The 19,635-nt window shown below is 59.0% G+C and carries 16 protein-coding genes; 6 read left to right on the top strand and 10 right to left on the bottom strand.

What is annotated here, in order from left to right:
- Positions 1-6: 6 nt before the first annotated feature.
- The 6 genes from porD to KQ659_RS05580 form a co-directional block, all read right to left on the bottom strand.
- Positions 7-930: a type IX secretion system protein PorD gene (gene porD, locus KQ659_RS05600; protein ID WP_216689866.1), complete on the bottom strand. Its 924-nt coding sequence runs from the start codon at positions 928-930 to the stop codon at positions 7-9.
- The gene (locus tag KQ659_RS22055; RefSeq protein ID WP_216689868.1) at positions 927-1,577 is read right to left on the bottom strand and encodes a phosphopantothenoylcysteine decarboxylase domain-containing protein; all 651 of its coding nucleotides are present in this window, start codon (positions 1,575-1,577) and stop codon (positions 927-929) included. The genes porD and KQ659_RS22055 overlap by 4 nt, the downstream gene beginning before the upstream one ends.
- A gap of 141 nt (positions 1,578-1,718) precedes the next feature.
- The gene (locus tag KQ659_RS22050) at positions 1,719-2,318 is read right to left on the bottom strand and encodes a flavoprotein (protein WP_216689870.1); all 600 of its coding nucleotides are present in this window, start codon (positions 2,316-2,318) and stop codon (positions 1,719-1,721) included.
- A 54-nt stretch (positions 2,319-2,372) separates the two neighbouring features.
- A complete protein-coding gene (locus KQ659_RS05590; protein ID WP_168675189.1) occupies positions 2,373-2,720 on the bottom strand; it encodes a DNA-directed RNA polymerase subunit omega in 348 nt (115 codons plus the stop codon).
- A 22-nt stretch (positions 2,721-2,742) separates the two neighbouring features.
- Positions 2,743-3,573, bottom strand: coding sequence for an outer membrane protein assembly factor BamD (locus KQ659_RS05585; RefSeq protein WP_216689872.1), 831 nt, complete (start codon positions 3,571-3,573; stop codon positions 2,743-2,745).
- Between the two features lie 104 nt (positions 3,574-3,677).
- Positions 3,678-5,420, bottom strand: coding sequence for an OstA-like protein (locus KQ659_RS05580; protein WP_216689874.1), 1,743 nt, complete (start codon positions 5,418-5,420; stop codon positions 3,678-3,680).
- A gap of 88 nt (positions 5,421-5,508) precedes the next feature.
- Here KQ659_RS05580 and tilS point away from each other — a divergent pair, with 88 nt between their 5' ends.
- The 3 genes from tilS (at position 5,509) to KQ659_RS05565 (ending at position 8,531) form a co-directional block, all read left to right on the top strand.
- Positions 5,509-6,840 carry a tRNA lysidine(34) synthetase TilS gene (gene tilS / locus KQ659_RS05575; protein WP_216689876.1) on the top strand — a complete coding sequence of 444 codons (1,332 nt, stop codon included), beginning with the start codon at positions 5,509-5,511 and terminating at the stop codon, positions 6,838-6,840.
- A gap of 126 nt (positions 6,841-6,966) precedes the next feature.
- Entirely contained in the window at positions 6,967-7,911 is a 945-nt protein-coding gene (gene mdh / locus KQ659_RS05570) for a malate dehydrogenase (RefSeq protein ID WP_216689878.1), read from the top strand.
- Positions 7,912-8,126: 215 nt separating this feature from the next.
- The gene (locus KQ659_RS05565) at positions 8,127-8,531 is read left to right on the top strand and encodes an STAS/SEC14 domain-containing protein (protein ID WP_216689880.1); all 405 of its coding nucleotides are present in this window, start codon (positions 8,127-8,129) and stop codon (positions 8,529-8,531) included.
- Positions 8,532-8,670: 139 nt separating this feature from the next.
- Here the strand turns inward: KQ659_RS05565 and KQ659_RS05560 are convergent, their stop codons facing one another.
- The 3 genes from KQ659_RS05560 to mutL form a co-directional block, all read right to left on the bottom strand.
- A complete protein-coding gene (locus KQ659_RS05560; protein ID WP_216689882.1) occupies positions 8,671-9,606 on the bottom strand; it encodes a rhomboid family intramembrane serine protease in 936 nt (311 codons plus the stop codon).
- An 81-nt stretch (positions 9,607-9,687) separates the two neighbouring features.
- Entirely contained in the window at positions 9,688-10,482 is a 795-nt protein-coding gene (locus KQ659_RS05555) for a rhomboid family intramembrane serine protease (protein ID WP_216689885.1), read from the bottom strand.
- A gap of 156 nt (positions 10,483-10,638) precedes the next feature.
- Positions 10,639-12,732, bottom strand: coding sequence for a DNA mismatch repair endonuclease MutL (gene mutL / locus KQ659_RS05550; RefSeq protein WP_216689887.1), 2,094 nt, complete (start codon positions 12,730-12,732; stop codon positions 10,639-10,641).
- Positions 12,733-13,021: 289 nt separating this feature from the next.
- Here mutL and KQ659_RS05545 point away from each other — a divergent pair, with 289 nt between their 5' ends.
- Both KQ659_RS05545 and bshA read left to right on the top strand, forming a co-directional pair.
- On the top strand, positions 13,022-16,045 hold the full coding sequence (locus KQ659_RS05545; protein ID WP_226929852.1) for a glycoside hydrolase family 3 N-terminal domain-containing protein: 3,024 nt from the start codon (positions 13,022-13,024) through the stop codon (positions 16,043-16,045).
- 1,148 nt (positions 16,046-17,193) lie between these two features.
- Positions 17,194-18,330, top strand: coding sequence for an N-acetyl-alpha-D-glucosaminyl L-malate synthase BshA (gene bshA, locus KQ659_RS05540; RefSeq protein WP_216689889.1), 1,137 nt, complete (start codon positions 17,194-17,196; stop codon positions 18,328-18,330).
- A 70-nt stretch (positions 18,331-18,400) separates the two neighbouring features.
- On the opposite strand, the gene KQ659_RS05535 is transcribed toward bshA, so the two are convergent.
- On the bottom strand, positions 18,401-18,937 hold the full coding sequence (locus KQ659_RS05535; protein WP_216689891.1) for a DUF7935 family protein: 537 nt from the start codon (positions 18,935-18,937) through the stop codon (positions 18,401-18,403).
- 261 nt (positions 18,938-19,198) lie between these two features.
- Here KQ659_RS05535 and KQ659_RS05530 point away from each other — a divergent pair, with 261 nt between their 5' ends.
- Complete coding sequence (locus KQ659_RS05530) at positions 19,199-19,546, top strand: HesB/IscA family protein (protein WP_168675019.1); 348 nt, start codon at positions 19,199-19,201, stop codon at positions 19,544-19,546.
- Positions 19,547-19,635 lie beyond the last annotated feature (89 nt).

The raw sequence follows: 19,635 nt of genomic DNA, 5'->3' as shown, positions 1-19,635 counted from the left end.
ATTAATTTATTTGAGTATCGTTTGATATTTTGCCGAATTCGTTGGGTCCACTTCCGTGAGCATGGTCACGAGCTGCTGCTTCTGGCTCTGGTCCTGACTGGTGCGGAAGATATTGGCGATTTCATCCGATTTCGCATCGAAAAACGCGCGGGCGAATAACGTGCCCGGGCGCGTAAGGGCGGCTTTCTGCACGCCTGTCAGGGCCGCCATCACCGAGGTGCGGGCCTCTTCAGGCTTTTCGATAAAGATGTCCATCCCCTGCCGGTAGTAGCCATACAGCCCGGTACGGAAGGCTTCGAGCTGCGGGTCGGTCAGATTATCGAGGATAAAGTGGCGCTCACGCGAGCCACTGCCACGCCAGCCTTCGTCGGCTTCATTGGTCTGGGTTTGGTTGGCCGAGTAGTTGACCACGTTGCGGGCCAGCTCATAATATGGCGTGCCGCCAAGTCGGGCAAACGTGTCGCGGTCAATCCCGATGACGAGATAAGCATAATACCCCAGCAGCGACGACAGATTGGAAACGAAGCTGTTGGGCGAAAAATCCAGGGGGTTCTGCTGCGAATAATTGAAGTTAAAATTGCGGTCCACGATGCTCACCACGTTGGTTTCGTAGCCGGTGCCATATACCGGGCGCGTCGAAATCAGGCGCATGGTGGTGCTGTAGGTACCGTTCTGCGGGATGGCGGTGATGCCGATAAAGATTTTGAGCCGAATCCGTTCCTCGGGCCGGTACGTCTGCGTGGTCCAGGCGCGGTTGTTGAGGAACGTACGGATGTCGTTCTGCATCGACGTGACGATGGTGGGGTCCGAAATCGTCACGTTTTCGGTCGATACGCGCACTTCGGCCAGCAGTTCCTGGGCGCGGGCAGCGGGGCCAGCCAGGAGTAGCAGGGCAAATAGGGGCAAGACCGCGAGGAATTTTCGCATCATGAGGAAGGAGTCAGACGGGCCAGAATCAGGCTAACCAGTCCGCGGGCCACGTCGGCTTTGGACTGTAACTCAAAATTAACGATTTGGCCGGCCGCATCCAGCACCGTCACCTTATTGGTGTCGTGGCCGAAGCCCGCGCCCGCATCGCGCAGAGAATTCAGCACAATGAGGTCGAAGTTTTTTCGGTGCAGCTTGTCCTGGGCATGGGCCAGCTCGTTCGTAGTCTCCAACGCAAAACCGACGGCAAATTGTTCAGCCCGCTTGCGCTGGCCGAGGGTAGCGGCGATGTCCACGTTTTTCACCAGCTCCAGCATCAGCGTTTCGCCCGATTTCTTGATTTTATCGACCGCGATGTGGGCCGGCCGGTAGTCGGCCACGGCCGCCGCAAACACCCATACATCGGTCTTGGCCGCCACCTCGGCCGCCGCCGCAAACATCTCCGCCGCGGTTTCTACCCGCACTATGCGAATGCGCGGGCTGGCCGGGTCGGGCAGGTGGCTGGGGCCGCTCACCAGCGTTACCTCAGCGCCTTGGGCCGCGAAGGCTTCGGCCAGCGCATAGCCCATTTTACCCGTCGAGCGGTTGCCGAGGAAACGAACGGGGTCGAGGGGTTCGTAGGTAGGGCCGGCGGTGAGGAGAACGTGCATCGACTATTGAACGGGAAAGATTGATTGCAGAACGTCATGCTGAGCGGAGCCGAGGCATCTCGCGTGCAATGGTAATTCAATCATTCTGCGAAAAGATTTACTACCACACGCGAGATGCTTCGGCTTCGCTCAGCATGACGTTCATTTAGAATCGATACTACCAAAATACTGCTCCAGCGCCGCCACAATATCCTCCGGCTCCAGCATGCGGCCCTGGCCGCTGAGGCCGCTGGCCAGCTCGCCGCTGGGCGAATCAAAAACGTGGTTGCCGAAGGCGCGCAGCCGCGCCAGGTTCTGTGTCACGGCCGGGTGGGCGAACATATCCAAATCCATGGCCGGAGCCAGAAACACTGGGCAGCGGGCCGACAAATACACCGCGCACAGCAGATTAGGACACAGCCCATTGGCCAGTTGCCCGATGGTGTTGGCGCTGGCGGGCGCAATCAGCAGGGCATCGGCCCGCAGGCCCAACTCGACGTGGTTGTGCCACTCGCCGGCGGCCGCATCACGCAAAAAGCCCGTCAGGACGGGCTTTTTGGAGAGGGTTCCCAGCGTGAGGGGCGTCACGAAAGCCGTGGCGGCTTCGGTGAGGATGACCTGCACTTCGGCCCCGGCTTTAATGAGCAGACGCGTGAGCGGAGCGGCTTTATAAGCGGCAATGCTGCCGCTGACACCCAGCAGGATGCGCCGGCCAGCTAAATTGGTGCCTGGTGCCTGGTGCCTGGTGCCTGGTGCAGTCATAATGCAAATTTCGCTAAAACCAGGCACCAAGTACTAACAACCATGCACTAAACGCTAAAACAGCTCGCGGGGCACCGGAACTTCTTCCGGCTCGGGCGTGGAGTAGTAGATTTTGCCTTGCAGGAACTCCTCGATGGCCAGGCTGGTAGGCTTGGGCATGCGCTCGTACTGCTTGGAAACTTCGATTTGCTCGCGGTTTTCGAACACTTCCTCCAGGTTATCAACCGTGGAGGCGAACTCGGCGAGGCGGTCGTTCAGCTCCTCCTTCAGTTTAATCGACAGCTGGTTGGCACGCTTCGAAATCACGGCAATGGCCTCGTACACGTTGCCGTTGTCGCCGGTGATGTCGGCCACGTTGCGCGTGATGATGGAGCTCGACGGGGTGTTGGGATTAGGTTTCATGGGCTGATTTAGTGACAAATTATTAGTTGGCGGCGGCCGTGGGCACGGCCTTCAGGCGAACAATCTCGGCCTGGCTGACATCGTACATATCCTGCGCCGATTTCAGGCTCTTGCTCTTGGGGTAGGCATCAAGAAACTGCTGGTAGAAGCTCACCGCATCAAGGAAACGTTCCCGTTGCTTCGATTCGATGCTTTCCTTGGCCCAGGCATACTGGGCACTCAGGCGCAGAAAGGCGGCCTGTTCGGCGTAGGCCGAAGCCGGATAGCTCAATTGGAAGTTGGTGAACGCCACCACAGCCGCCTGGTTGTAGCGGAGCTGGTAATAGAGGCGGGCGCTTTCGTACGCCTTGTTTTCCAGCTTGCGCTGGAGCTCCTGCGACATGTTCTCGGTCTCGGGCTTGAACTTGCTTTCGGGGTAGCGGTTCAGAAAATCCTGGATGGATTCGAGGGCCGACACCGTGTTGGTCTGGTCGAGCTCGTAGCCAGGCGAGTCCAGAAACAGCGATTTGGCGTGCAGGTACGAGGCCTCTTCCGAATATTCCGAGTTGGGATACGTGTCGGTGAACGACTTGAAATAGAACGCGCTCAGCACGTAGTTGCGCTGCTTGTAGTTGGTGTTGGCGAAGTAAAACTGGGCTTTTTCAGCCTCAGGGCGGCCTTTCAGCAGCGGAATGAGGTCTTCGAGCAGTGTACCGGCCCGGAAAAAGTCGCCCTTGTCATAGTATTTGACGGCGGCTTCGTATTTTTTATTGACGTCGGTGCTTTTCAGCAGGCGTTGGTAGCCACTGGCGCAGGAGCCCAGAATGAGCGTACTAACGAGCAGAAACAGAACCGTGAGGCGGGAAATCGGCATAAGGGGTGCAAAGGTAACGATTTGAGCCGGCGGAGGCAAACCGGCCGGCGGCCGGGCAGGCCCGGCTACCAGCCAGATGCCCGACAGCCGGCCAAAGGTTGCAGCTAGCGCCGCGCGGGAGCAGCTGCGGCCGCTGGTTTGGCTGGCGCGGAAATGACGGATTTAATGGCCGGCTTCGCAGATTTGGCCGGGGTGGCGGGTTTGGGACTGGTCGTTTTGGCCTTGGGTTTGGTGGTGCGTTTAGTAGCGGAAGTGGTTTTTTTCTTCACCACTTTCTTCTTCACGGCTTTCTTTTTGGGGCGGTCGTCGAACTGTTTGCCCAACACCTGGCGGCGAGTGGGCCGTTCCTTGGCGCGCCACTGGTAGCCTTTCAGACGCTCGTCGTCGGGCTTGAGCTCGTGGGGCGGGATAAACTTGGCCTCGGGATTGGAGAGGACGGAGATTTTATTCAGCTTGCTATCCAGAAACAGCAGGCGCATGTTGGCCGAGAGCACGCGGTTCATACCGGTGGTAACGGTGTCGCCGTCGAGGGCGTAGAAAATGCTTTCGGCGTTGCCGAGCACGTCCACGCGGCGCATTTTATTGTCGCGGAAATAGGCCATCATGTTGCGGCCCTTAGTTTGGTTGAAGTTCAGGAGCGTGTCCTGATTCACGGCAAACGCATTGGAATAGAGTCGCATCTCATCCACCTTGCCGCCCTTCGAGCGGATTTGGATAGAGTCGGCGGTGAGCTGGTTTTTGGCCTGCCACAGCACCGGGTCGCGGTTGAGGTAGATGATGCTGTCCTGGCGGTCGTAGGTCAGTGAGTCGCAGATGCCCTGGAGGTTACCCCGAAAAATCTGCACCTTCGGGTAGGCGTAAAGGATGGTGCGCGTGGTGGTTTGGCCGGGCCGGGCCTCGACGCTGATGAGCGTGTCGGCGGCCATATAAAGCGTGTCTTTCTGACTGCCGATGTTGCGCACCACCGGCCGGCCGCCGTAGAGCTTGGTGCGGCCCAGGGCGCGCCAGTATTTGCCGGCATCGCCGCGCAGCACCAGGTTGTCCTTCTTGGACGTGAGCGAGACGTGGCCCCGCGCCACGCCGTACTGCTTCACCTCATCATACACCAGCTGGTCGCCGCCCAACAGGTAGTTGGGCGTGTCAATTTTGGCATTTCGCTTGAAATCCGAAACGCGAGTTTTGGTGTTGTAATTGCCCCCTTCGGCATACAGATTCCCCTGCTTACCCTTGATGCGGGTAGGGCCGTTAAAATAGGCAATCTTGCTGACGGTGTTGTAGCGCAGCGTGTCATTGTTCAGCTCCGAATCGGGCGTCACGAGGTGCACATTCTGCTTAAAAACGAATACTTTAGTATTGGTATCGTAGAAGCCCTGCTGGCTATCGAGGGTGTTCTGCGGGTCGGTGAGGTGGCCGGTTTCGGTGTAAGAGGCCGTTTTGCGATTCAGGTCGTAGTCGAGGCTGGGCGTGGTCAGGGTCATGCGCGGGTCGCGCATCACCACATTGCCGGTCATGCGGGCCGTGCGCTGGGCCCCGTCATAAAAGCCATGGTCGCCGGTTATGGTCATGGTGTCGCTCTGCACCACGCGCACGTTGCTGAAGGCCTCCACCTGGTTGCGCTCCAGGTACTGGTAGGCCGAGTCGCAGTACAGGAACACGTCGTCCTGCTGAAAGCTGACGTTGGTAATCAACTTGCGGATTTTCACCCCTTCAAAGTCACCACCCACCAGCTCGCCGGCCGTCAGCAATTTGATGGGCGAGCCTTTAGCAGCCGGCGGCGTGGCGCGTTGCGCCTGCCCCAGCAGTGGCATCAGCAGCCACAGAAGTAAAAAAACGCGAAATACGGCCATTGAGGGTGTAAAGGTACGGACGGAGGCCGCGCTAACGGCCATATTTGCACTGTAGTACTTATTAGCCCTCTGGGCTGCCCGTTGCACCATGCTTGATTCCGTTCGCCGCTTCATTGAAGAAAACAATCTATTTTCCATCGAAAACGACCCCATTCTGGTAACCGTGAGTGGCGGGCTCGATTCGGTGGTGATGCTGGATGTGCTGCACAAGCTGGGCGCGCAGGTGGCGGTGGCGCACTGCCACTTCGGCCTGCGCGGCGAAGATGCCGACGCCGACGAGCAGTTTGTGCGCAAGCTGGCCAAACAGTACGACCTCCCCTACTTCGCCGAGTTTTTCCAGACCAAAACCTACGCCGAGCAGGAAGGCATTTCGACCCAGATGGCGGCCCGCTTCCTGCGATACCGCTGGTTTGAGCAGGTGCGGCAGGCGCAGGGTTTGGCCTACATCGCCACGGCCCACCACCAGCGCGATGAGGCCGAAACCATGATTCTCAACCTCACGCACGGCACCGGACTAGCCGGCCTGCACGGCATTCAGGTGAAAAACGGGCACATCATCCGCCCGCTGCTGGGCCTGGGACGCGATGCCCTGCACGAATACTTAGTAGAGCGCGGCCTGCGCTGGCGTGAAGACGACAGCAACGCCAGCCCCGTGTACCAGCGCAACCTGCTGCGCCACGAGGTGCTGCCCGTGCTGCGCGAAATCAACCCCAATCTCGACCAGACCATGCACGGCACCGCCGAGCGCGTGGGCGGGGCCGAGGAAATTGTGCGCCGCTACGTGGAGGAAACCGCCGCCCAGGCCCGCCGCGACGAAGCGGAGGTAACGTATTTAAATATCAGTACGCTGCAAAAAACAGCCGCCACGGCCCTGGTGCTGCACGAAATCCTGCGGCCGTTCGGTTTTTCGTGGCTGGTGGTGAAGGACATTGTGGCCGCTTTCCCCGGCGAGAGTGGCCGGAAGTTCGACTCGCCCACGCACCGGCTGGTGAAGGACCGGGAGCATCTGGTTATCACGCCGCGGCGGCTGTCGCAGTTCGGTACCTTCCAGCTGACGGCGGGCCAGACCGACCTGCTGGCCGACGGCATGCGCCTGAAAGCCGAACTGCACGACGATGCCCGGCACTTTATCATCCCACGCTCCAAAAGCACGGCCGCGCTCGATGCCGACAAAATTAAATTCCCGCTCACGCTGCGCAAATGGCAGGAAGGCGACTGGTTTATGCCCCTCGGCATGAAGGGCAAAAAGCTGCTCAGCGACTTCCTCATCGACCAGAAAGTGCCGCTGAACCTGAAGGATGACGTGCGCGTGCTCACCTCGGCCGATGGCAAAATCTGCTGGGTAGTGGGCTGGCGCGTCGATGACCGGTTTAAGGTGGAAGAAACCTCGGAGCGCGTGCTCACGGTGCAGCGGATGTAGTGTTTTTTGGGCAATCGATTTAACTCCCGAACTCCGGCTTGGGTAAAAACTTGCTTTTTTCACCCAAGCTTGAGCGGCCCGTCCGTACTTTTACCCGCGAAACTCCAACCCCCCAATTCTTTTCCTATGAAAGTTACCGTAGTCGGAGCCGGCAATGTCGGCGCAACTTGCGCTGATGTGCTCGCCACCCGTGAAATTGCTAACGAAATTGTCCTGGTTGATATCAAGGAAGGTGTTGCCGAAGGCAAAGCCCTCGATATCTGGCAGAAAGCTCCGATTATCGGCTACGACTCGCGCACCGTGGGCGTAACCAGCGACTACGCCCGCACCGCTGGTTCGGACGTGGTGGTGATTACCTCCGGCCTGCCCCGCAAGCCCGGCATGACCCGCGACGACCTGATTGGCATCAACGCCGGCATCGTGAAATCGGTGACCGAGCAGGTGGTGGCCCACTCCCCCAACGCCATTATCATCATCGTGAGCAACCCGCTCGACGTGATGACCTACCAGGCCCACCTCACCGCCAAGCTGCCCCGCGAAAAGGTGTTCGGCATGGCCGGCATCCTCGACACGGCCCGTTACCGCGCCTTCCTGGCCGAGGCCTTGAACGTGAGCCCGAAAGACATTCAGGCCGTGCTCATGGGTGGCCACGGCGACACCATGGTGCCCCTACCCCGCTACACCACCGTGGGTGGCATTCCCGTTACCGAGCTGATTTCTAAGGAGAAGCTTGATGCCATTGTGGAGCGCACCAAGAACGGCGGCGGCGAGCTGGTGAAGCTCATGGGTACGTCGGCCTGGTACGCGCCCGGCGCGGCTGCCGCCCAGATGGTGGAGGCCATTGTGCGCGACCAGCGCCGCGTGTTCCCCGTGTGCCTGGAGCTGCAAGGCGAATACGGCATCAACGGTGTGTACCTCGGTGCCCCGGTTATCCTCGGCAAAAACGGCGTGGAGCGCGTGATTGAGCTGCAGCTCAACGACGAAGAGAAAGCCATGCTTGAAACCTCGCGCGGCCACGTGAAAGAGGTGATGGATGCGCTCGACAAAATGAGCAGCGCCCAGCCTGCGTAATACCTGCCAACTACTTACAAAAGGGCCAGTGCTTCGCAGCACTGGCCCTTTTGCTTTACCAGAGAACTGCTGAAATAATATGGCTACCTTTGGATATTGAAGCTGTTTAGAAAGTCCCCGAACGGTCATGCAGCGCGCCGCGAAGCATGACCGTTTGAGTACCTTTTGTGACTTTCTAAACAACTCCACTATCACCTACTACTCCCTGTTTACCCATGAAGAAATCCCTGGTCAACGCGTTCGATAAAATATTCTTAACCATCGAATTTGATGCAGCCAACCAGTGGATTTACAACAACTGGGTGGGGGTGCTGCACACCGAGAAAGTTATCCAGGGCTGCCAGGCGACCATTGATTTCCTGCGGGAAAACCCGTGCGCCCATATGCTGAACGACAACCGCAAAATCATCGGCTCCTGGAGCTCGGCCAACGAATGGATTGCCGAAAACTGGATGCCGCAGGCGCTGGCCCTGGGCCTGAAACGCTTTGCGCACATCGTATCGCCGGGCATTTTTGGGCAGGCATCGGCCGCCGAACTGGTGACGCGCGTGGGCCAGAACTTCGAGATTCGGCTGTTTCAGGACCTAGAACTGGCTAAGGCCTGGCTGCGCAGCGCGTAAGGTCGTCATGCAGAGCGCAGCGAAGCATCTTGCCCGCCACCAGTAATCCGATTTACTATTGCGGTAAAGATGCTTCGCTGCGCTCTGCATGACGCCTACTCAAACCCGTTAGAGTGACCAAGCCTTAACCAGCGCCGGCCTACTGCTGGCTGGCCCGGAAAAGCTTCTGCTTTTCGTCCTTGGAAAGGCTCTCGTAGCCGGAACGCGAAATCTTATCCAGAATCGTGTCGATTTCGTCCTGCAGGGGCTGGCCGGGGGCGGCGGGCTTCTTGCTGCTGCTCATAGAAGCGGCCGCTACCGGCTCGGGGCGGCGAGTGGTGCTGCTCACACGCATGGTGGGGCGCGGACTGGCGAGGCGGCTGAACCAGTTGCCGACGGCCTGCACCGGCCGGCCCAAATCGCGCCCGGCCTGCAACTGCTTGATGAACACGAAGCCCAGCAAGGCCCCGCCGAGGTGGGCCATCATGCCGCCCGGGTTGCCGCCGCTGAGGCCCGCGAGCGAGAGTAGAATCACTACAGCCGCAATCCATTTGATTTTGACCGGGCCGATGAGGATAACCATGAACGTGTAGTCGGGCAGCAGCGTGGCCGCGGCCACGATGATGGCCGAAACCGCCGCCGATGCCCCATTCATGGGGCTGCCCAGGCCGGACTGGAAAGCCGGAATCAGGTTGAAGCTGAGCAGGAAGAACGCCGCACCGGCCAGCGCCCCCAGCACGTAGAGGCTCACGAGCCGACGGTTGCCGAGGTACTCCTGGATGAGCTGCCCAAACCAGTACAGGTTCAGCATATTGAACAGGATATGGAGCAGGCCGTCGAAGAAACTCTTCTGGTAGGTGGTGTGCGTGAAGGCGTAGGTGAGCAGCGTCCAGGGGTGGCGAATGAACTCCGGCAGCGCCGACGACAGTTCAAACTGGCGCAGCAGCAGCGGGAAATAGCCGCTAGTGCTGCTGATGGTCATCACGGCCTGCACCACAATCAGGCCCGCAAATACCAGCACATTGAGCTGGATGAGCTGGATGAGGGCATTGTCGCGGCGGCTGAAGGCGGTGCGAATATCTTGAACGATGCTCATGGCATGTATCGGGAGTAAACAGATTCAATGAATGTAACGGAATAGCCGCCAACGCGGCCCGCTTATTTCAACAACCAACTATTAGTAAAACCGTTCCCGGCCGCCCTCCCAGAACTTGAGGACAATGAAACCAATCAGCAACCCGCCGAGGTGGGCAAAGTGGGCAACATTATCGCCTGGGGTGCGGTGCACACCGTTGTACAGCTCGTACGCGGCATATAGAAACACAAAATACTTCGCTTTGATGGGAAACGGAAAGAAAAGCAGCATTAATTCTGTATTCGGAAACAGGTAGGCGAAGGCGAACAGGATGCCGAACAGTGCGCCCGAAGCACCTACCATGCCGCCGTTGGGAGAATCGCGGGTTTCGACAACGGCCCCATCCACGGCTTTGGTGGCGGCATTGATGTATTCCTGGTTTTGCGGGTTGCGCTCCAGCGCACCAGCCAGGCTTTCGTAGCCGGTGGCATCGGGAAAGTACGAGCGGAAAAAATTGGCAAAATCTCCGCCGGTGGGCGACTGATGAAACTCCTGCCGCGCCACTTCCATCTTGTGCATTTCGTAGCCGCGCACACCTTCGTAGAGCACGCCGGCCCCCACGCCGCAAATCAGCCAGAAGGTAAGAAAGCGTGACGCGCCCCAACGCTGCTCCAGCAGCGGCCCGAAGGAAATAAGACCGAACATATTGGCAATCAAATGCCCCCAGCCGGCATGCAGGAACATATAGGTAAAGAACTGCCAGGGAAAGAAAAACGGCGAACCGACGGGATACAAGCTGCCGACCTGGGTGATGAGCGGCAGCAGACTTTGCTGGGCAACAAGAAACAGAACGTTCGCAATCAACAAATTGCGAACCGTGGGGGTGAGATTGAACATGAATGGGGTATAGCTCCAACGTTCCGCTGGAGTGATGTTTAACAGAAATTGGCCGCACAAAGCTAGCCGGGGCACCTGTAGCGCGGACTTTTAGTCCGCGCGTGACGGGAAGATGGGTGGGATTCACTCACTCGCGGACTAAAAGTCCGCGCTACTTTACTTACGGAAGAAATCGGCTAGCTGCTGGCCGTCAAGGAGTACGAGGGTTTTACGGCCGTCGGGGGTATAGCCGGGGGTTTGGCAGGCGAAGAGGCGGTCGGCCAGGGCGTTGAGTTCGGATTCGGGCAGGCGGGTGGCGGCGGTGCCAGCGGCTACGCGGCGGGCCAGGGCGCGGGCCAGGCTCTCGCGCTGGTCGAGCTTGAGCGGGCTGGCCGTGGTGCGAAACTGCTCGATAAGACTTTCCAGCAGCTCTTTTTCGTCCTGCGCCGGCATGCCGGCCGGGATGGCTTCCACGGCAATGGTGCTCGGCCCAAACTCATTAAAAATGAAGCCCAGCGCGTGCAACGGCTCCGTGAGCTCGCGCAGCACGGCGAAGTCGGCCGGCGAAAACGTGACCGTGCGCGGAAATAAGAGCGTTTGTGAAGTGCCCACGGCCCGGCCCAGCTCCTGCTGGTACTGCTCATACAGAATGCGCTCGCGGGCGGCTTCCTGGTCAATCAGCAGCACGCCCGACTTCACGGGCACCAGCACGAAGCGCTGCTGCACCTGCACGGCGCGGCTGCCCGCGCCGCTGCCCTCGCGGGCCGGAACCACCCGGCCCGGGGCACCATCGGGCACGTTCAGGCCCAGCGATAGCTCAGCCGAGCCGGGAGCCCCCCGCCCAGGCAGGTTATTGATAATGGACTCGACGGGCACGGCCGGCGCGGGCCCATCAAAGCTACGGGCGGTCACGGCGTCGATGCTGGCGTTGTCGCGCACGGGCTGGCCCAGCTCGCGGTAAAAGGCTTCGAGGTCGCGGCGGGCCTGCTCGGTGGGGCGCGGCGGCAGCTCACGCTCGAAGCCGTCGCGGCGGGTGTCGGAGTTGAAATTAGCGAAGCCGGAGCTGCCACCAACAGTACGCGGAGCCGCCCCCGAGGCGGCAGCGGCCAGGGCATCGGGGCGGTAGCTATCGCCATTGGCGGCGGCGGCGCGGGCGGCAGGCGTGGCGGCAGGTAGGTGGTCGTCGGCTTCGGTAGGTATGCCGCCGGTGCCCTTGCCGGCCCGCAGCGGGCGGATGGGCGCAAAGTTCACATCGCCCTCAAAGTCCAGCGAGGGCGCAATATTGTGCAGGCCCAGGCTTTGCTTCACGGCGGCGCGCACCACGGCGTACACGGTTTTCTCATCCTCGAACTTGATTTCCGTCTTGGTTGGGTGCACGTTGATATCGATGGCCTTGGGGTCGAGCTCCAGAAACAGCACGTAGAACGGGTGCGTGTCGCGGGCCAGCAGGCCTTCGTAAGCCGCCAGCACGGCATGGTTGAGGTAGGCCGAGCGAATGAAGCGGTTATTGACGAAGAAAAACTGGTCGCCCCGGCTTTTCTTGCTTGACTCGGGCTTGCCCACAAAGCCGCGCACCGAAATGGAGTGCGTCACCTCCTCGCAGGCTGCCAGCTGCTCCTTGTAGCCATTGCCCAGCAGCGCCACAATGCGCTGGCTCAGCTTACCGGCCGGCAGACCAAACACCTCCAGCTCATTCTGATAGAGCGAGAACGCAATTTGCGGATTGGCCAGGGCTACATGCTGAAACTCATCGAGAATGTGTCGCATTTCCACGGCGTTGCTCTTGAGGAAATTGCGCCGGGCGGGCACGTTGAAAAACAGGTTTTTGACGGCGATGCTGGTACCGTCCGGGCAGGCGGTGGGCTGCTGGCTGGTGATTTGCGAGCCCTCCACGAGCAGCAGGCTGCCGGTGTCCTGGTCGCGCTGCTTGGTGCGGATTTCGACCTGGGCCACGGCCGCGATGCTGGCCAGGGCCTCGCCCCGGAAGCCCAGGGTGCGAATGCGGAACAGGTCTTCGGTCGAGCGGATTTTGCTGGTGGCGTGGCGCTCCAGGCTCATGCGGGCATCGGTGGGGCTCATGCCCGCGCCATTGTCCACCACCTGCACAAGCTGCTTACCAGCCTCTTTCACAATAAGCTGCACCTGAGTGGCCCCGGCATCGACAGCATTTTCCAGCAGCTCCTTCACCACCGAGGCGGGGCGCTGCACCACCTCGCCGGCCGCAATCTGATTGGCAAGGTATTCGGGAAGCAGGTGAATGATATCAGGCATTTTCTGGAAGCGGAAAGCGAGAATTGAGGAGCGAACAACGAACAGCTAACCAGCACGCCAACAAGCCGAAACGTATTGAACAATAACCAAAAAAGCACCGCGTTGTAAACCCGCGACGGGGTTTGTTGCGTACCTTCGCGGCCGAATAGCGGAGTTCCAAAGCGAAATTTTACGGCTCGCACCGTTGCGTTTCGTGCCGAAGCCGCCCAGGATTGGAACCTCCAAACCCGGCCGGCGGGTTCCGTTGCTACTCACGACAAAAGTACGGCCCCCGCGGCCCGTTTGCCCCTTGAACCAACCCACCAACCCTACGGGGCTGATGCGCATCCCTTTCCAGCTTACCATGGCGGCTTTGCTGCTGGCGGCGGGACTGTTGCTGTCGTTTGCCGATGTAAAGAAAATGCCCGCCGACCCGCTGCCTTCCGGCCCGGTGGAAACGGCCTGGGTCGATAGCATTTTTAATGCGCTCACGCCCGACCAGCGCCTGGGCCAGCTGTTCATGGTGGCCGCGTATTCGAACAAAGACCGCAGCCACGTAGAGCGCATCGAGCGGCTGGTACGTAATCAGGGCATTGGCGGCGTGATGTTTATGCAAGGCGGCCCCAAGCGCCAGGCCCTGATGGCCAACCGCCTGCAGGCCGCCGCCAAAGTGCCGCTGCTCATCGCCATGGATGCCGAGTGGGGCCTCGATATGCGCCTCGACTCCTCGGCCCACTTTGCCAAGCAAATGACGCTGGGGGCTATGAATGACCCCAAGTACGTGTACCAGATGGGCCGCGACATTGCCCGCAAAATGCGGGCGCTGGGCGTACACATCGACTTCGCGCCAGTGCTCGACGTGAACTCCAACCCCGGCAACCCGGTCATCGGCAACCGTTCGTTTGGCGAGGACCAGAACCGCGTGGCCGCGCTGGGCATTCAGTATATCAAGGGCTTGCAGGATAACAACGTGATGGCCGTGGCCAAACATTTCCCCGGCCACGGCGACACCGATACCGACTCGCACGTTTCGCTCCCGGTTATTAATACCGATATGGCCCGCCTTACAAAGGTGGATTTGGTGCCCTTCCAGCAGTCGTTTGAGGCCGGGGTGATGGGCGTGATTGTGGCCCACCTCTACATGCCGCTGTTCGACACAACGGATGCCAAAACCACCACCCTCTCGCACGCGCTGGTTACGGACTTGCTGAAGGACAAGATGGGCTTTAAAGGCTTGGTTTTCACCGACGCGCTGAACATGCGCAGTGTGAGCAAGCTCTACAAGGATGGCGAGCTGGATGCCCTGGCCCTGGCCGCCGGCAACGATGTGCTGCTGTTTTCGGAGGACGTGCCGTCGGCCCTGCTGCGCATCCGCGAAGCGGTGGCCGCCGGCAAGCTCACGCAGGCCGATTTGGACCTGCGCATCAAGAAAATTCTGCGGGCCAAGTACTGGGCCGGGCTAAATCACTACCAGCCCGTGAACCTGCGTACCCTGCGCGATAGTCTGAACCTGCCCGATTCAAAGGTATTGGCCCAGAGCATTTTTGAGCACGCGGTGACCGTGGCAAAAAACGACGATAATCTCCTCCCCTTCCAGCGGCTCGATACGCTGCGGATTGCGGCCATCACCATCGGCACGCAGGCGGAAGGGCCGTACGCTACCATTTTCAATAAGTACCAGCCCGGCCCGGTATATGCCGTGCCCGACCGCTACGCGCCCGACTCCACGTTTGCCCGCATCAGCAGCCGCCTGCAGGGATATAACGTAGTGGTGGTGAGCCTGCACCAGATGAACAACACGCCCAGCCACAACTACGGCATCGGCGATGGGGCGATGAAATTTATCAAGCAGCTGGAGGCCAACAAGCGCATCAAAACGGTGGTGGTGGCCATGGGCAACGCCTATTCGCTGAAATTTCTGGAAGATGCCCGCACGCTGGTGTGCGGCTACGAGGACCATTATGCGGCGCAGCTGGTGGTGCCGCAGGTGCTGTTTGGGGCGCTGCCGGCCCGGGGCAAACTGCCCGTTACGGTATCGCCCACGCTCAAAACCAATCTTGGCATTGCCACCGCCGACCTGCACCGTCTGCGCTACGCCGTGCCCGAAAGCCAGGGCCTGAGCTCGCGGGTGCTGGCCCAGATTGACAATATCGCGCTAGAGAGCCAGACCTACGCCGCCGCCCCCGGCTGCCAGGTACTGGTGGCCAAAAACGGCACCGTGGTCTTCGACCAAAGCTACGGCTACTGCACCTACGACCAGACCCAACCGGTGACCAGCAGCACGTTATACGACCTGGCCTCGGTGACGAAAGTGGCCGGCACGCTGCAAGCCGTGATGTACCTCAAGGACCAGGGCAAGCTGAATATCGAGGAGAAAGTAGCCACCTACCTGCCCGAGCTGGTCCGTACCAACAAGCGCGACATGACCGTGCGCGACGTGCTGTTGCACCAGGCCGGCCTCAAACCGGGCATTCCGACGTGGGAACGCACCCTGCACGACGGCCATCTGAAACCCGTCTACTACGCCAGCGCCCGCTCCGACGATTTCCCCAACGAAGTAGCGCCCGGCGAATACAGCACCAAAGCCGCCGACGATTCCGTCTGGGCCTGGACCATGCGCTCCGGCCTGCTGCCCAAAATCAAGGGCCGCTACCCCACGGAATATTCGGACCTGAGCTTTATGGTGATGAAGCGGGTGTGCGAAAAGCTTCTCAGACAGCCGATTGAAAAATTTCTGGAGGATAATTTCTACCGGCCGCTGGGGCTGGGCAGCATGACGTACAACCCCTTGCTGCGCTTTCCCAAAACCTGCATTGCGCCTACCGAAAACGACACCTACTACCGCCGTGAGCAGCTGCAAGGCACAGTGCACGACCAAACCGCCGCCCTCGTAGGGGGCGTGGGCGGCCACGCCGGCCTTTTTGCCACCGCCAACGACTTGGCTGTGCTGATGCAGATGAACCTGCAAAACGGTAACTACGGTGGCACCCGCTACTTCCAGTCGCCGGTGGTGACGGAGTTTGCGCGGCCCCAGACGGCCGGCAGCCGGCGCGGCCTGGGCTGGGACCACGGCGACCCCAGCAAGCCCGAAGGCCCCACCAGCAACCTCGCGCCGGCCAGCACCTTCGGCCACACCGGCTTCACGGGCACCTGCGTGTGGATGGACCCGGACAATAACATCCTCTACATCTTCCTCTCCAACCGCGTGTACCCCGACGCGGGCAATAACAAGCTGCGTCAGTACAACATTCGCACTCGCATTCAGGAGGTTATTTATAAGGCTATGGCGGCGGAAAGCGCGAAGAAGCTGCCGGCTACGGCCAGCCAGAAATAAGGGCTTCTGCTCCACTGGAAGCATCAAGGAAATATAGAATTCAGGGAAGCCAATGAATTAGCTAACAGTAGCTCTACGCAGCAGCTTTAAGTTACTTTCCTTTTCGAATGCAGGAGCAGAATCAATATTGGTATTTCCTCATTGGTGGCCAGTCCGATGACATTACCGGAATAGTGGGCAATTTCTAAGCCTATGGCTCACACTGTGGCGAAGTATTAGCTAATGCGCTACAGGCTGCCGCAGAAAATGATTTTCTGAATCCTCAAGCTACGGAAGCGGCTCGGTTGGATAACTTGGAAGATTTCGAAGAGCCGGACAATTTGATTCAGTTGTCTGGCTCGGTAATGACGGGCTCTAAAAATTGTTCTTACCCTATTGACCCAGAAGAGCATGTTTTTATTCCACCCACAGGCATAGAAGCTGTTTAGAGAGTCCCCGAACGGTGATGCTTCGCTGCGCTCTGCATCACCGTTCGGGGACTCTCTAAACAGCTTCTATGATTCGATTCATTCTCAGAATGGAATCATTAGCTTTCTACAGGAAAATCAGGCTAACATTCTTGATGATGGCTTCATCGAATGTGCTGTTTACTTCGAGCAGGGTGAAACGAAACTTACGTTTGATGAACATAAGAAAATACTGCTTTTCACTAAAGATGAGCCAGTGTTTAATGAGTTCGGCAAGAAGATGATGGATTTAGGGTTCACTGATGTTACGCAGCCGGGGTTCAGTCAGACTACCGAACTCCACAACTTTGAGTACGGCTTTTATCATTGGCATTACAGGCCAGCTGACAGTTTGGCAAGCAGCGGATTATGATTGCTGCTACTTGATACAAATTACCAATTCGTCAAAAAATGGGGTGAGGATTACGCGGAATCCTTTATGGATTGACGCACGCGTCAACGTTGCCCCATCATAAACGCACAGCTTCCTACCGCTTCAGTTGCAGCTTGATGGAGCAAACTATACTGTAGGCAGTCAAGCCATCAATTAGCTGGAATGCGCACTCCTACGGATGCATCAGTTTTACCGTATAAGGTAGCCGGAGTAAGTAAAATTACACCCCGTACGTCAATCACCACACCTAGCAGCTGGCGCAACAATGCGCCTCTTATCTGGTTCGCTAAGCGCAACAGCATTATCTCATGAACATCGGCATCGTTTGTTATCCCACCTTTGGCGGCTCCGGCGTAGTGGCCACGGAATTGGGCAAGGCCCTGGCCCAACGCGGCCACCGCGTGCATTTTATTACTTACAGCCAGCCGGTGCGGCTCGACTTCTTCAACGAGAACCTCTTCTACCACGAGGTGTATGTGCCGGCGTACCCGCTGTTCCAGTTTCCGCCCTACGAGCTGGCCCTGACCAGCAAGATGGTTGACATTGTGCAGAACGAGAAGCTGGATGTGCTACACGTCCACTACGCCATTCCGCACGCTTCGGCGGCTTTCATGGCCAAACAGATTCTGCGTGCCCGGGGCATCCAGATTCCGGTAGTGACCACGCTGCACGGCACCGACATTACGCTGGTGGGCAAAGACCCCAGCTTCGAGCCCGTGGTGACGTTCAGCATCAATCAGAGCGACGGGGTGACATCGGTATCGGCCGATTTGCGGCGCGAAACCTACGAGTATTTCGCCGTCGAGAAGGAAATTACCGTCATCCCCAACTTCATCGACCTGCACCGTTTTAAGAAGCAGGAAAAAAGCCACTTCCGGGCCGCCATTGCCCCCGAGGGCGAAAAGCTGCTCATCCACACCAGTAACTTCCGCACCGTGAAGCGCGTCGAGGATGTGCTGCGCATCTTCTGCGGCGTGCGCGCCCAGATACCGGCCAAGCTGCTATTAGTGGGCGACGGCCCCGACCGCAGCCGCATGGAGAAGCTGGCCCGCGACCTCGACTGCCACCGCGACCTGCGCTTCCTCGGCAAGCTAGAAGCCGTGGAGGAAGTGCTGAGCGTGGGCGACCTGTTCCTGATGCCGTCCGAAAACGAGAGCTTCGGCCTGGCCGCTCTCGAGGCGATGGCCTGCGAAGTGCCCGTGGTGAGTACAAATGCCGGCGGCATTCCCGAGTTGAACGTGCACGGCGTAACGGGCATGATTAGCGAAATCGGCGACGTGCCCGACATGGTAAGAAACGCCCTTTTCGTGCTCGATGACACAAACCTGCCCCGCTTCAAAGCCGCCGCCCGCGCCCGCGCCGAGGAGTTCGCTGTCGATAACATCGTGCCGCTGTATGAGGAGTGCTACCGCAAGGCTCTTGAGGAAGTGAGCGTGACAGCGTAGGGCTTGTAGCACGTGCTTTAGCTTGTGCATGGTGGCGCTACCATGCACAAGCTAAAGCACGTGCTACAAGTTAAAACAGCCCGGCCGCCTCGTTCTTCACCACGGCCAGCGCCTGCGCCGTAGGCTCGGCCCCGTCCATCATCAGGCCTTCAAGGATGCGCTTTGCCAGCTCAGTGCCACGGGCTTGGGCCGGGTTCTGAATGCCGTGGAAGGCGCGGTTTACCATTGTGAGCACGTTTTCTTTGGCTTCCTTCACCAGCGTCCAGGCATCGGCCGAGAGATAGAGCTGCTGCGAGAGGTTGTGCTCGTATTCGGCCCGGATTTCCTGCTGCAGCAGCCGGTGAAACTCGGGCGCGGTAATGCCCCCGCTGCTCAGGCGCACGAGGATGTTGTTGGGCGAGATACGCTCCAGAAATAGCACGATGCGCTCGTAGGCCTGCAGGCGCAGCGGCAGCGTGGTTTTGTTGCTTTCGAGGCGAAGCTCGATGAGGCGACGCTGCTGCTCCTTCTCCAGAAACTGCTGAAACAGCATATAAATGACTCCGGCCACGATGATGGCGGGCAGGGTAATCTTGAGGATGTCGAAGAAATAGGTAGTTGAATCCATTGGAATTATTTAAGGTTTTGAACGTCATGCGGAGCTTGTCGAAACATCTCTGCCGCAGTAGTAATCAACGACGATTGCAACGAAGCGGTAGAGATGCTTCGACAAGCTCCGCATGACGTGCTAGGTGCATAAATAGCCCACAAAACTACGCCGTGAACCGCCGGGCCCCAACCGCTGTTTCCCCTGCTGCGGCCGTACCAACGGCAACGCCGGCTCCGGCCGTATCTTTGTTCCCAACTTCCCGCTAAATCAATTTTTATTATGGCTGCTGTTGCCACCCTCGCCCCCATTACCCTCACCGACCGCGCTGTAGTGGAGGTGAAAAACATCATTCAGGAGAAGAATGTGCCCGCCGACTACGGCCTGCGCATCGGCGTGCAGGGCGGCGGCTGCTCGGGCATGAGCTACCTGCTGGGCTTCGACAAAGCCAAAGATGCCGACGAAACCTACGACCTCGACGGCCTGAAGCTCATCATGGATAAAAAGCACGCCATGTACGTGCTGGGCATGGAAGTCGACTTCCAGGATGGCCTCAACGCCCGTGGCTTCGTTTTCAACAACCCTCAGGCCAAAAGCACCTGCGGCTGCGGCTCGTCATTTTCGGCCTAAGCAACCAGCCGGTCCGGTTGAACCCGGGTTGGCTTGCTAACCCAAGGATGCGAGCGATTGAATGTCAATCGCTCGCATCCTTGGGTTAT

The organism is Hymenobacter siberiensis, assembly GCF_018967865.2.
GTDB lineage: Bacteria > Bacteroidota > Bacteroidia > Cytophagales > Hymenobacteraceae > Hymenobacter > Hymenobacter siberiensis.
The sequence above is the reverse complement of the archived record's forward strand: the minus strand, read 5'-3'. Positions and strand labels throughout refer to the sequence as shown.

Bases quoted from the DNA above. Each gene is read 5' to 3' on its own strand.
- KQ659_RS22050 (WP_216689870.1), bottom strand. From the start codon at position 2,318: ATGACTGCACCAGGCACCAGGCACCAGGCACCAGGCACCAATTTAGCT.
- KQ659_RS22055 (WP_216689868.1), bottom strand. From the start codon at position 1,577: ATGCACGTTCTCCTCACCGCCGGCCCTACCTACGAACCCCTCGACCCC.
- KQ659_RS05535 (WP_216689891.1), bottom strand. From the start codon at position 18,937: ATGGATTCAACTACCTATTTCTTCGACATCCTCAAGATTACCCTGCCC.
- tilS (WP_216689876.1), top strand. From the start codon at position 5,509: ATGCTTGATTCCGTTCGCCGCTTCATTGAAGAAAACAATCTATTTTCC.
- bshA (WP_216689889.1), top strand. From the start codon at position 17,194: ATGAACATCGGCATCGTTTGTTATCCCACCTTTGGCGGCTCCGGCGTA.
- KQ659_RS05565 (WP_216689880.1), top strand. From the start codon at position 8,127: ATGAAGAAATCCCTGGTCAACGCGTTCGATAAAATATTCTTAACCATC.
- KQ659_RS05590 (WP_168675189.1), bottom strand. From the start codon at position 2,720: ATGAAACCTAATCCCAACACCCCGTCGAGCTCCATCATCACGCGCAAC.
- KQ659_RS05580 (WP_216689874.1), bottom strand. From the start codon at position 5,420: ATGGCCGTATTTCGCGTTTTTTTACTTCTGTGGCTGCTGATGCCACTG.
- KQ659_RS05530 (WP_168675019.1), top strand. From the start codon at position 19,199: ATGGCTGCTGTTGCCACCCTCGCCCCCATTACCCTCACCGACCGCGCT.
- KQ659_RS05555 (WP_216689885.1), bottom strand. From the start codon at position 10,482: ATGTTCAATCTCACCCCCACGGTTCGCAATTTGTTGATTGCGAACGTT.
- mdh (WP_216689878.1), top strand. From the start codon at position 6,967: ATGAAAGTTACCGTAGTCGGAGCCGGCAATGTCGGCGCAACTTGCGCT.
- KQ659_RS05585 (WP_216689872.1), bottom strand. From the start codon at position 3,573: ATGCCGATTTCCCGCCTCACGGTTCTGTTTCTGCTCGTTAGTACGCTC.
- KQ659_RS05560 (WP_216689882.1), bottom strand. From the start codon at position 9,606: ATGAGCATCGTTCAAGATATTCGCACCGCCTTCAGCCGCCGCGACAAT.
- mutL (WP_216689887.1), bottom strand. From the start codon at position 12,732: ATGCCTGATATCATTCACCTGCTTCCCGAATACCTTGCCAATCAGATT.
- porD (WP_216689866.1), bottom strand. From the start codon at position 930: ATGATGCGAAAATTCCTCGCGGTCTTGCCCCTATTTGCCCTGCTACTC.